At 41.7% G+C, this 13,222-nt stretch carries 10 protein-coding genes; 6 read left to right on the top strand and 4 right to left on the bottom strand.

Going from position 1 to position 13,222, the window contains the following annotated elements:
* Window positions 1–103: 103 nt before the first annotated feature.
* From HYG79_RS06465 to HYG79_RS06450, 4 genes are all read right to left on the bottom strand, one after another.
* Window positions 104–1,114, bottom strand: a complete 1,011-nt coding sequence (locus HYG79_RS06465; protein WP_179241298.1) for a chromophore lyase CpcT/CpeT — start codon at window positions 1,112–1,114, stop codon at window positions 104–106.
* A 71-nt stretch (window positions 1,115–1,185) separates the two neighbouring features.
* Window positions 1,186–2,691, bottom strand: coding sequence for a flavin monoamine oxidase family protein (locus HYG79_RS06460; RefSeq protein WP_179241297.1), 1,506 nt, complete (start codon window positions 2,689–2,691; stop codon window positions 1,186–1,188).
* A gap of 17 nt (window positions 2,692–2,708) precedes the next feature.
* A complete protein-coding gene (locus HYG79_RS06455) occupies window positions 2,709–3,170 on the bottom strand; it encodes a c-type cytochrome (RefSeq protein WP_179241296.1) in 462 nt (153 codons plus the stop codon).
* Window positions 3,171–3,304: 134 nt separating this feature from the next.
* Window positions 3,305–4,762: an amidohydrolase family protein gene (locus tag HYG79_RS06450; protein WP_179241295.1), complete on the bottom strand. Its 1,458-nt coding sequence runs from the start codon at window positions 4,760–4,762 to the stop codon at window positions 3,305–3,307.
* A 122-nt stretch (window positions 4,763–4,884) separates the two neighbouring features.
* On the opposite strand from HYG79_RS06450, the gene HYG79_RS06445 reads away from it, so the two are divergent.
* From HYG79_RS06445 to scpA, 6 genes are all read left to right on the top strand, one after another.
* Window positions 4,885–5,895 (top strand): NADP-dependent oxidoreductase, encoded by a 1,011-nt coding sequence (locus tag HYG79_RS06445; RefSeq protein ID WP_179241294.1) that lies wholly within the window; start codon window positions 4,885–4,887, stop codon window positions 5,893–5,895.
* 64 nt (window positions 5,896–5,959) lie between these two features.
* Window positions 5,960–6,439, top strand: a complete 480-nt coding sequence (locus HYG79_RS06440; RefSeq protein ID WP_179241293.1) for an acetyl-CoA carboxylase biotin carboxyl carrier protein subunit — start codon at window positions 5,960–5,962, stop codon at window positions 6,437–6,439.
* Between the two features lie 101 nt (window positions 6,440–6,540).
* The gene (locus HYG79_RS06435) at window positions 6,541–8,013 is read left to right on the top strand and encodes an acetyl-CoA carboxylase biotin carboxylase subunit (protein WP_179241292.1); all 1,473 of its coding nucleotides are present in this window, start codon (window positions 6,541–6,543) and stop codon (window positions 8,011–8,013) included.
* 27 nt (window positions 8,014–8,040) lie between these two features.
* Window positions 8,041–9,582, top strand: a complete 1,542-nt coding sequence (locus HYG79_RS06430) for an acyl-CoA carboxylase subunit beta (RefSeq protein ID WP_179241291.1) — start codon at window positions 8,041–8,043, stop codon at window positions 9,580–9,582.
* Between the two features lie 50 nt (window positions 9,583–9,632).
* Window positions 9,633–10,997, top strand: a complete 1,365-nt coding sequence (locus HYG79_RS06425) for a methylmalonyl-CoA mutase subunit beta (protein ID WP_179241290.1) — start codon at window positions 9,633–9,635, stop codon at window positions 10,995–10,997.
* Window positions 10,987–13,176: a methylmalonyl-CoA mutase gene (gene scpA / locus HYG79_RS06420; RefSeq protein ID WP_228027945.1), complete on the top strand. Its 2,190-nt coding sequence runs from the start codon at window positions 10,987–10,989 to the stop codon at window positions 13,174–13,176. The genes HYG79_RS06425 and scpA overlap by 11 nt, the downstream gene beginning before the upstream one ends.
* Window positions 13,177–13,222: the final 46 nt, after the last annotated feature.

The following is a 13,222-nucleotide window of genomic DNA, read 5'->3' as shown; positions in this document are numbered from 1 at the left end:
AAAGCATACATGTAAAAAGACAGAAGGTCATACATACTTTAATGAAATGGGTGCTTTTTATATGTTCTTTCATAACTTAGTCTAATTGGGTATTAGTTTTTTATTACTGTTCACATTCGCAAACTGCAGAAGCCCAGTTCATCTGAAATCCGATTTTTTTGGCATTAGGCTCTGCAAAGGCCAAAGCCAGTGAAGCTTGTGCACCTTCTTCTTTAAATCGTAAAAAGAAGAAATCAGAATCCGATAAATCATAAAATGGATATTCCTTATTCCGCAATTGCACGAAATAGGTTTTACCGTCAACAGGGTTGAGAACGTGAGCAGTGCCTCCTTGATCGTGTACTTTTAAATCTTTATAATTTTTATCTTTTTCACTAGGTAGATAGTACGCTTTCTCATAGAAAGAAACATCACACGTATACACTTTTGCTTTTCGCATTTTGTGTGGTTCTGCGTTTGGATGGCCTTTGAAGAAAGAATCATCTTTCACCAAAAAGGTACGGTCAACACGCCAATATTCATTTTCGGAGACAATCATATCGTGAACCGAATAACGCAGTTCGTCACCTTTTCCAAATTGGCAAGCTTTTTCACGCATACTACCATGAAATTGTTGGCCTACTCTTTGAAAAATCACGTCACAGCCATCAAGACCAAAAAGTGCATCCTTGGTCATATTGGCCAGCATTGCTTCATGCGTTTCAGATGCCATCAGATATTTATCGGCTTCTTTTAAAAAGTATAATTTCATAACGATGCCCGGGTTTTTTTCGCCCATACTTTCAAAGGAAACAATGCGCTGTCTTCCGACTTTGGTTGGATCGTTATCCATATATTCTTCAATGTAAAAAACATACTTTCCAATGCTGTCCGCTTTAATCCTTTTGTGAATGGCATGAATACGCCCGTGCTTTTCGTCAGCCTTGCCCCACCAATCGCTACGCCCTTCGACCCATAATTGTTCATCATTATCGAATTCTCCTTCGAACCATTTAGCAATAAGTCCCAAATCCCGCACATTGGGATCTCCAAAATCAAATGGAGCACTGGCAAGACTAGCCTGCAGGGATATAACGGCCAATATCGGAAAAGTTAAAAATCGCAGTTTTTTCATTGGTGTTTTTTTATGGTATTTGACTATGATCAAAAAAGGCACCAACATAAAAATCGATGCCCTTTTTTGTGTTATGCGTTTAAAATAATATCCAGTGCGGCGCGTTCTCCCGATTCAAAGGCACCTTCCATTCCTCTTTCCATTATGGCCGTATGTTCTCCACAAAAGTGAATGTTTCCGTGGTTTTTTCTCATATGGTTTGCGTACTTTTTCACTTGGCCCGGTTGCCAATATACCCAGTCTCCCGCACCGTGAATATCACGCTCGCAAGATTGAATCATGATACGTTTTAGCTTGCCTTTGGTAGAAGGTCTAATTTCCGCCAGTTTATTTTCTACATATGAAAACACTTGGTCATCTGTCATGAGTCTGAATTTTAATGATTCAGGGCCATTGATGAAGGCAAGACCGGCATCGGGGTCACTAGGGTCTCTTTTGGTGCGAACGGCGAAACGTTCCAATGGGCCATCGGTCCACATATTAGGGTCCATGCCATCTTGTTCCCAAAACGGTTCTGTAATGAGGAAATGCGCTTGAACCGATAGACCGTAGTCCATCTCATTAATAGCATCTTTGGTAATCCCTTGAACAACCGGGTCAAAAGTCACATTTTTAAGTACGGTAATCGGAATGCTACACACTACTTGTTTGGCCGTGTACTCACTACCATCTGCACAACTTACTTGAACCACGCCATCGGCCTCCTTAAAACCGACAACAGTCCTGCCCAGTTGTACTTCGTTTTTCAAACTTCCTGCCATAGCTTCTGGCAAGAGGGAGTTGCCTCCTTTGATCATTTTCCAACTGGTGCCATCGGGGAAGGTTGTTTTTCCAGAGCTGAAGTTCATTACGTGGTAACGACGTAATTCGTTCATGGCAGAGGTATTGTGCATGCCACCCGCATGAATCACAACATTCATCAATTTTATGGTCTCCTCGTTCACACCTTTTGAACGTAAATACTGGTCATGTGGAATATCGTATTTATGGTACTCATCTTCTAGCCACGCATTTAAGGGTTTGTCTTGAAGCGGGTTGTCGCGATTTGAAATCGTGGATAGGTAGCGGTGAGGTAGTAGGGTTCTGTCCTCGCCCTCTAACGGATTGAATTTGTGCGACTCCCAGTTTTTAGCCGTAATATATTCCCCTTTGATATTGTATAGCCATGGGCGATTTGCACCACCTCCCATGTCGGGACTATGCATTTCAAGACCAAGTTTTTCAACCGTGTTTCTCATTCGGGCGTAGTTCGCACCGATATATTCGCCCGCAGCTTCCGGTTTGCCAGGAACATCATTGAGGGTATACACACGCCCACCCAGTCGATTTCTACCTTCTATGACCTGTACATCATAACCTTGCTCTTCAAGAAGCATTGCAGCGTGAAGGCCCGAAAGCCCTGCACCTACGACTACTACGTCATGATTTGATTTTACAGGCTTGTTTTTGGAATGAATGGATGGTGCCTCATTTTTTGAATTTTCTGTGTTGGCCTTAGATGTGCAGCTTGCCGGAATTATAAGTCCTGCCGATGCGGCCGTTAGACCTTGAATGAATTTTCGCCGATTTGTTTTCATAGCTTTATTTTTAGCAATTATTCTTTTGTTACTTCTTTAAGATAAGCAATCAAGGCATCTTGCTGCTCTTTCTTTTTAACGCCTACAAACGCCATTTTTGTTCCCGGAACATAACTTGCAGGATTTTCAAGCCACTCACGAATGGTTTTTTCGCTCCAAACGATACCTTTGTTCTTTAATGCTTCGGAGTACACAAAACCTTCTTTCATACCAGCCCTTTTTCCAAAGAATCCGTTCAAGTTAGGACCAACTTTATGTGGTTCTCCCTTGACAACGTTATGACATGCGGCACACAATAAAAACACTCTTCTGCCTAATTTATTTTCGGATTGCGGTATTGTGGCAGCTGTAGCTTCTGCCACAGGTTTTTTAACCTCGTTTTTGATTTCAAAGGTATTTTCTTCTTTTTTTGGCTTTTCCCCGCAGGAACTAGAGACCAAGGCAAGACATAAACTAAGAAGTGTAACTATTCTTCGCATAGTATCATTGTTTGTTTGATAAATAAAATTTAGTTCATTTAATTAATAGTTAATAAAGTTAACTAATTGATGGGATTATGCCAATTTTTAACAAAAAAACAATAAGGTTGTTGATTCTTTGGAGTAACAAAAGACTAATTATCCCTCAAATTGGTCAACATTTGAGTAAGCATTTTTGGATTGTACAACTTACCTTGCTTAATTACGGCATGTATCGCTTTGGTATTTGATATGTTTTCCAAAGGGTTTGCATCTAGAATAACCAAATCTGCCCACATATTTTCTTTGATAGATCCCAATTCGTTTTCCATATTAAAATACTTTGCGGGATTATAGGTCGCCGTTTTTAGTACTTCTAATGGCGAAACCCCTGCTTTGACCAAGCTTGAGAGTTCTTCGTGAAGACTAAGGCCAGGAGTCAAATAAGCAATGGGCGTATCGGTGCCCGCCATAATGGGAATGCCCTTTTCATGTATTTTTTTGACCATTTTATAATTGAATTCAGTCGTAAGTTGACTTTTTTCCGAAACCGGGTAATCCTTGAGAACGTTGGAGCGCGTAAACCAATAATCAGCGATGGAATCCGGTAAAAGCAAATAACTTTTTTGATATTCTGCGTCGGCAAAATATTTGCCCGAAAATAGCGTGTTCAATGTTAATGTGGGTATTTGCCAAGTATCGTTCTTTTTAAAAACGGCTAAAACCTCGGTCGCTTTTTTATCGTCATAATTTTTCATGGCCTTTTCTTGTTGTAATCCATGAATATAAGCCCTTAGTTCACTTCCTGACAGGTTTGATTCATTGGCCAACAGTTTTTGGCGTTCGGCCAAAAGTTCATCGCTGTTGCTGGCACATGATAGATCTAGATTACGCATATGTTCCATACTGTTCATACCACTATTGGAAGCGGAAATCGCATTCATGCTCAAAGGAATATGGCCGGTGACCTTTATATCGTTCGCAGATGCTATTTTGCATATTGTGCTCAGTTGTTCAGAGGTCAACATTTCATAGGCCTTGAACAAATCAACCTTTTTCGAGAGAAGCATTTTTGCTTTTTCCTTAACCGAAGCAACGTCTTTAAGCCCTATACCTAATTCTGGCAGATTGGGTTTGCTGCCATCATATACGGCATGTTGGCCATCAAGTAGTGGGCCGGCCATCATTACCCTTGGTGCATCGGTCGGGTTAGCCAAGGCTTTGTCTTTCCATTTTTTTACGAAATCAACTTTACCACCTGTATCACGAACACTGGTTATACCGTGGGTAAGAAACATATCGAACATGCGAGGGGCCAACTCCTCTATATAAGCAAAATGCACATGTGTATCCCATAGGCCGGGAATCAAGTACTTACCCGAACCATCAATAATTGTATTTTCCTTGGATAGTAGCAAGTCTGCCGAGTCAACTATTTTATGAATTTTACCGTCTTTGATGACAATGGTCTGTTTTTTTGTTAATCCCTCTATCGGGTCGATAGTGCTTATATTTTGAATGCAAATGGCATCTTCAAAAAGTGCTTCTTTAGGTTGGCATGCAATAAAAACCCATACATATAGAAAAGCTATAATCTTAGGATAATTCTTCATGATTAAATATGTTAACATTTTAAAACTACTTATTTTATTTAGAACTGATAATACAATTCCCTAAAATAGTTAATTAATTTAATGATTAATGTTATTAACTAATTTATCAGTATTTTAGAAGCATGCAAAATAGACGTTTGACTTTGGCTGCCAGACCTGGAGAATTCATTAAAACCACAGATTTCAACCTGGAAACCGTGACACTGCGATCACTTAAACAGGGAGAGTTCTTGATTAAAGTATTATTCCTATCCGTAGCGCCGGTCATGAAATTCTATATGCTCGATGGTGCCGGTATCGAAGAACCTTTAGAAATTGGTGATACGATGCGTGGTAGAGGAGTAGGAGAGATTATTGAAAGTAAACATCCCGACTTTCAGATTGGGGATATTGTACAGGGCAAATGTGGCTGGCAAGAATATGTGATTTGTGATGGTAGCCCCTACTATATGATGTACAAAGTGAACAAACACGGAATTTCCTATTCCACGGCCCTAGGTATTTTGGGTATGACCGGGTTTACCTCTTATTTTGGGTTATATAAGGTTGGGGAACTAAAAAAAGATGAAAACGTTTTGGTTTCGGCAGCTGCCGGCGGGGTGGGCTCTAATGTGGCACAATTGGCAAATATCAAAGGTTCGCGGGCTGTAGGCTTGGCCGGTACCGATGAAAAATGTAGGATGTTGACAGAGAAGTTAGGGTATTACGGTGCGATAAATTATAAAAAAGGGAATGTTTCGGAACGCATTGACCATTTTTTCCCAGGAGGTATCGATGTGTTTTTTGATAACGTCGGGGGAGAGATTTTAGATATCGCCCTTACCAAATTAAAGCGTTATTCGAGGGTGGTGCTCTGTGGTAGGATTTCCCAGTATGGCAATAGGGACAATCCCAATTACTTTTTAAAGAATTGGCACAAGGTAGGTGCCACCCGCTCTAAGATGGCAGGTTTTTTCATTTACGATTATGAAAAAGATTTTCCGCAAGCGGAAAAAGAAATGGCGCAGTGGATTAAAGAAGGAAAATTAGATTATCAAGAAGATGTCTTGGAAGGCCTGGAAAATATGCCTATTGCCTTGAACAGGTTATTTGAGCATAAGAACATTGGGAAGCAGTTGGTAAAAATTAGTTAACTATGTTAACTAATTTTTCAATACCTTTATTGTTTAACTTTAGACTGAAATTATATTGCATAATATGACAAATTACTTGATTACCATAAACGAAGAAGAGATTTTTGTCCAAAAAAGTAGTGCCGAGAGTCTGGACAGTATACAGGTCGGTGAGGGACGTTTACATCTTTTGGAAAATAATCGGGCCTACGAAATAGAAGTGGTTCAAGGCGATTTTTTGAACAAAACCATCACATTGGGGGTAAACGGTAATACCTATGACCTCAAAATAGAAGATGAGTACGATCAGCAGGTAAAAAAAATGGGACTGTTAGCGGTCACTGCCCAAAAGATAAACGCTATCAAAGCACCAATGCCGGGGTTGATTGTTGACGTTATGGTCAATGTGGGCCAAGAGATTTCCGAAGGCACTCCGCTTTTGGTTTTATCTGCCATGAAAATGGAGAATATACTCCTTTCCCAAGGGGAAGGTATCGTAAAATCCATAGAAGTTAAAAAAGATGATGCCGTTGAAAAGGGCCAGTTGATTATAGAAATAGAATAAAGAATCCAAGTATTGTGATGACTGAGCGTAGCCGAAGTAATCCTAAAATTGAAAGATAATATTCCCGAATTCTCGGGAATGACAATAAAAGTAGTTGTTGAATGAAAAAAATACTGGTAGCTAACCGGGGCGAAATTGCCCTAAGGGTAATGAAAACTGCTCAAAAAATGGGAATAAAGACGGTAGCCGTCTATTCTGAAGTAGATAGGCATTCGCCCCACGTAAAATTTGCCGATGAGGCGGTTCTCTTAGGCCCTGCCCCTTCATCAGAGTCTTATTTGGTAATGGAAAAGGTAATCGAAGCCGCTAAAACCACTGGTGCCGAAGGCATTCATCCAGGTTATGGTTTTTTGAGCGAGAATGCCGTCTTTGCCCAGATGGTGGAAGATGCGGGAATTACCTTTATTGGTCCAAAACCCTATGCGATTGAAGTGATGGGGAACAAATTGGCCGCCAAGGAGGCGGTTCGTGATTATGATATTCCCATGGTGCCCGGTATAGAGGAGGCAATAACGGATGTAGCCTTGGCCAAAAAAATAGCTCAGGAAATTGGTTTTCCAATTTTGATAAAAGCTGCTGCCGGTGGCGGGGGAAAGGGAATGCGCATAGTCGAAAAATTGGAGGATGTACCGGAGCAAATGGATCGTGCTATCGGAGAAGCACAAGCTGCTTTTGGAGACGGGTCCGTTTTTATAGAAAAATATGTAGGCTCCCCAAGACATATCGAGATTCAAGTGCTTGCTGATACCCATGGCAATATAGTACATCTTTTTGAGCGTGAATGTAGTGTGCAGAGGCGTCATCAAAAAGTAGTGGAGGAAGCGCCCTCGGCAGTGCTCACCCCCGAAATACGAAAAGCTATGGGAGAGGCGGCTATCAAAGTGGCAAAAGCCTGTGATTATGTAGGTGCTGGTACGGTTGAATTCCTTTTGGACGAAAACAAGACTTTCTATTTCCTTGAAATGAACACCCGTCTGCAAGTAGAACATCCTGTTTCCGAAATTATAGCTGGAGTTGATTTGGTAGAACAACAAATCAAGGTCGCACGTGGCGAAAAGCTAGGTTTTACCCAAGATGACCTAACTATACATGGCCATGCATTGGAAGTTCGGGTATATGCAGAGGACCCGCTTGCGAATTTTATGCCGAGCATAGGTACGCTTTCAACCTACAAAACTCCAGTTGGGGAAGGGATTCGAGTAGATGATGCTTTTGAGCAAGGTATGGAAGTGCCCATACATTACGACCCAATGATCTCAAAATTGATTACCTACGGAAAAGATAGGGCCGAGGCCATTCAGCTCATGATACAGGCTATTGATGATTATAAGGTCGAGGGTGTATCGACCACACTTCCTTTTGGGAAGTTTGTCTGCGAACACGATGCTTTTGTTTCTGGTAATTTTGATACACATTTCGTAAAAAACTACTATTCTCCGGAACAGCTTGAGAAACAATATGCCGATGAGCGAAACATAGCTGCCAAAGTGGGACTGCAGTTGTATTTGAAAAATAAAAAAATATTGAAAACCCCTATTACGGTTTCTTCGAATTGGCAGAAAAGAAACGGGTAACATTGCGAATAGAATTGAATAGCAAGCATGAAGGATAAAAAACAGATATTGGCGGATAAATTGGCGATGGCCCAATTGGGCGGAGGTCAAGAACGTATAGAAAAGCAGCATGCCAAAGGAAAATTAACGGCACGGGAACGAATCCATTTTTTGTTGGATGAGGGTTCTTTTGAGGAGATGGGAGCTTTGGTTACCCACCGCACCAAGGATTTTGGTATGGAAAAACAGATTTTTTACGGTGACGGCGTGGTAACGGGTTACGGTACCATAAACGGAAGGCAAGTGTGCGTTTTTGCACAGGATTTTACGGTTTTTGGCGGTGCACTTTCCGAAACCCATGCCGAAAAAATATGTAAGATTATGGATTTGGCCATGAAAATAGGCGTACCCGTAATCGGGCTCAATGATAGTGGCGGTGCCCGAATACAGGAAGGGGTTAGGTCTCTCGGAGGGTATGCGGATATTTTTCATAGAAACGTAATGGCATCGGGAGTAATACCACAAATTTCAGCGATTATGGGACCCTGCGCCGGTGGTGCGGTGTATTCCCCGGCAATGACCGATTTTACCCTAATGGTAGAGAATTCCAGCTATATGTTCGTAACGGGACCCAATGTGGTCAAAACGGTGACGAACGAAGAAGTAACCTCAGAGGAATTGGGCGGTGCCTCGACACATGCCATAAAATCGGGAGTTACACATGTAACGGCCGCCAACGATATTCAGTGCATCAACCAAATTAAGCAGATGGTCGGCTACATGCCTCAAAACTGTGAAGATGCTCCAGCAGATTTGCCATATGAACTCGGCGATGAAATACGTGAAAACTTGGAAAGCATTGTTCCTGAAAACCCAAATCAACCGTATGACATGCGCCAAGTAATCAATGGCATTATTGATGAGGATACGTTCTTCGAAATTCACGCAGCTTATGCAGATAACATTGTGGTAGGTTTTGCTAGGTTAGGTGGTAAAAGCATTGGTATAGTAGCCAATCAACCTATGAGTTTGGCAGGTGTTTTGGATGTTGATAGTTCAAAAAAGGCAGCACGTTTTACGAGATTTTGCGATTGTTTCAACATTCCTTTGTTGGTTTTGGTAGATGTGCCTGGGTTTCTCCCCGGAACTGATCAAGAATGGAACGGTATCATTACCAACGGAGCCAAATTATTGTACGCCCTTAGCGAGGCAACTGTACCTAAAGTAACGGTAATTACACGAAAAGCATATGGTGGTGCATATGATGTGATGAATTCAAAACATATTGGTGCCGATCTAAACTATGCTTGGCCCGGAGCTGAGATTGCGGTTATGGGCGCCAAGGGCGCAAGTGAGATTATTTTCAGAAAAGAAATCAGAACTGCAGACGACCCGGTGGCAAAACTGGCCGAAAAAGAAGCGGAATATGCCGATAAATTTGCAAACCCTTACAGTGCAGCTGAACGTGGGTTTATTGATGAGGTAATTCTTCCGAAGAATACCCGTAGAAAATTGATAAAAGCATATACGGCACTTCAAAACAAAGTAGCTACCTTGCCCAAGAAAAAGCACGGGAATATTCCCCTTTAAAATACAGGTGAAAAGCCAAATCAAAATATAAAAGACCCTAAATTATATTGATGTCAAGCAAAAAATTCTTTGATGGATTTTCTGAAGTTTCCGCCAAGGAATGGAAACAGAAAATACAGGTAGATCTAAAGGGAGCGGATTACAACGAAACCTTGGTTTGGGAATCTCCCGAAGGTATCAAGGTAAAGCCTTTTTACCATGCCGACGATACTATTTCTCCCACCCATACGGTAGCTTCGGGTTGGGATATAGGCCAATCAATTTATGCGGGAAATACCGTTATCGCCAATAAAAAGGCAAAGGCTTTTTTGGAAAAAGGAGCTGAAGCACTTTATATCATTGTTCCATCAGTGGATATTAAAATTGCAGAAGTGCTGGCAAACATAGACCTGTACAAGGTCAAAGTGTATTTCGAGTTTCGGTTTTTAAATCTTGCATATGTCAAATCGGTTCTTGAATATGCTGCAAATGCCCCGGAGAACATCTATCTTAATATTGACCCTATTGGAAATTTGGCACGAACGGGCAACTGGTTTTTTAATTTGGAGAAAGACCATGGCTTATTAAACGGGATTCTTGATTTTAAAAAAGGAAATATCATTAGTGTTGACACTACGCTGTACCAAAATGCAGGAGCAAACATTGTTCAGCAATTGGCCTATGCCTTGGCCCATGCCAATGAATACCTAAATTACGTTTCCAATAAGGGAAAGCAAAGGAGTTTAATAACCTTTAAGGTCGCCGTTGGTACGAATTATTTTTTTGAAATCGCCAAACTTCGTGCGCTTCGAGTATTGTGGAACGTTTTGGCAAATGAATATGGTGTCGTTGAAGATTGCCATATTGTAACGATTCCCACACGTAGGAACAAGACCCTGTACGATTATAATACGAATATGCTCAGGACTACTGCAGAATGCATGTCGGCCATTTTGGGCGGTAGCGATATGGTGTGCAATATGCCTTATGATGCCATATACCATAAAAACAATGAATTTGGGGACCGCATTGCATTGAATCAACTGTTGCTTCTAAAAAACGAGAGCTATTTTGATAAGGTAGGTAATCCTGCCGATGGGGCATATTATATTGAAAGCTTAACGAACCAATTGGCCCAAAAGGCATTGGCGCTTTTCAAAGCTATCGAACAAAACGGTGGTTTTTTAAAACAGCTGAAGGAGCATACGATTCAACGAAAAATACAAGAAAGCGCCGAAAAAGAACAAGCTCGTTTCAACACCGGGGAAGAAGTTTTGGTCGGCACAAATCGTTATCAAAACGAGAATGATAAAATGAAGGATACGATTGAATTGTATCCCTTTCTGAAAACTAATGCACGAAAGACTTTGATTCAACCGATTTTAGAGAAACGTTTAGCCGAAGAAGTGGAACAAAAAAGACTGGATGATGAGTAGTAGAAAGGATGTTTCAAATATTGCTTTGTCGTCAGAAGCTGGAAGCTTGAAGTCTGATGTCACTTCGAGCGCAGTCGAGAACTCTATTGGTAAAAAATTCGAAACGGCGGAGAAAGTTGTCATCAAATCATCATTTGATAAAGATGATATTGCCGAAGCGGAACACCTTAATTTCGTGGCAGGTATTCCTCCATACTTGCGAGGACCCTATTCTACCATGTATGTTCGCAGACCTTGGACGATTCGCCAATATGCGGGATTTTCAACTGCCGAAGAAAGTAATGCCTTTTACAGAAGAAACTTAAAAGGAGGTCAAAAAGGACTCTCCGTAGCCTTTGATTTGCCAACACATCGTGGATATGATAGCGACCACGAACGTGTGGTTGGCGATGTGGGCAAGGCGGGCGTTGCTATTGATTCCGTTGAGGATATGAAGATTTTATTTGATGGCATTCCGTTGGATAAAATGTCGGTTTCCATGACCATGAACGGTGCGGTACTTCCCATAATGGCCTTTTATATTGTGGCTGCCGAAGAGCAAGGTGTAGATAAAGCGTTGCTTGCGGGCACTATCCAAAACGACATACTTAAAGAGTTTATGGTGCGAAATACCTATATATATCCACCAAAACCCTCAATGCAATTGGTGGCCGATATTTTTGAATATACAAGCCGATTTATGCCGAAATTCAACAGTATCAGTATTTCTGGATACCACATGCACGAAGCCGGCGCATCTGCAGATATTGAATTGGCGTATACGTTGGCAGACGGATTGGAATACATTAAAACCGGACTAAAAGCCGGATTGGAAATCGATAACTTTGCTCCCCGTCTCTCCTTTTTTTGGGGAATAGGAATGAATCATTTCATGGAGATTGCCAAAATGCGGGCTGCTCGAATGTTGTGGGCAAAATTGGTGAAACAGTTCAATCCGAAAAATCAAAAATCATTGGCATTACGTACCCATTGCCAAACCAGTGGTTGGAGTTTGACCGAGCAAGACCCGTTCAACAATGTTGCAAGAACTACGATTGAGGCCATGGCGGCAACATTGGGGGGGACCCAGAGTTTACATACCAATGCACTGGATGAGGCCATTGCTTTGCCAACCGATTTCTCGGCACGAATAGCCAGGGAAACACAAATATTCTTACAGGAAGAAACCAAAATAACCAAAACGGTCGACCCTTGGGCAGGTAGTTATTATGTAGAATACCTAACGGATCAACTCGTGCAAAAAGCATGGGCCTTAATGGAGGAGGTAGAGGAACTGGGTGGGATGACCAAGGCCATTGAGGCGGGAATTCCCAAAATGCGTATCGAGCAAGCCGCGGCAAGAAAACAGGCCCGTATCGATAGTGGGCAGGACGTAATTGTTGGGGTGAACAAATTTAAATTGGAAGAGGAGGAGGATCTGCAAATCCTCGAAGTTGATAATCAGAAAGTACGCAGACAACAATTGGATCGTTTGGCTACAATCAAAAACTCACGTGACAAAGTGGCTGTCAAAAGTGCTTTGGCCGAATTGACCAATGCGGCAAAATTGAAAATGGAATCGGGCGACCAAAACTTGCCCATGGATAAAAATTTGCTAGCTTTAGCCGTTGATGCCGCACGGTTACGAGCAACTTTAGGAGAGATAAGTGATGCCCTAGAAGTGGTTTTTGGTAGGTATAAAGCGGTAATAAATTCATTTTCAGGCGTGTATTCCAAAGAAATCAAAAACGATACAAGTTTTCAAAAGGCAAAAGCCATGACGGACCAATTTGCGGAGCAAGATGGTCGCCGTCCTAGAATCATGATCGCGAAAATGGGTCAGGACGGCCACGATCGTGGTGCCAAAGTAGTTGCTACCGGTTATGCCGATCTGGGCTTTGATGTTGATATTGGACCGTTGTTTCAAACACCTGAAGAAGCTGCAAAACAAGCCGTAGAAAATGACGTGCATATTTTAGGCGTTTCCTCTTTGGCCGCAGGCCATAAAACCTTGGTGCCCGCTGTAATCGCTGAACTCAAAAACTATGGTCGCGAAGATATTATGGTTATCGTAGGAGGTGTGATTCCCAAACAAGATTATCAGTTCCTCTATGATGCCGGTGCCGTAGCCGTTTTTGGCCCTGGTACCAAAATCAGCGATGCGGCCATTCAGTTATTGGAGATTTTGATTGATATTTGAAATTTATGAGCCTGCCCAATCCCTTACAGTTCAGACGAAGCAAGAT

Origin of the sequence: Costertonia aggregata (assembly GCF_013402795.1) — a bacterium.
In the GTDB taxonomy this organism is placed as follows: Bacteria; Bacteroidota; Bacteroidia; order Flavobacteriales; family Flavobacteriaceae; genus Costertonia; species Costertonia aggregata.
The sequence above is the reverse complement of the archived record's forward strand: the minus strand, read 5'-3'. Positions and strand labels throughout refer to the sequence as shown.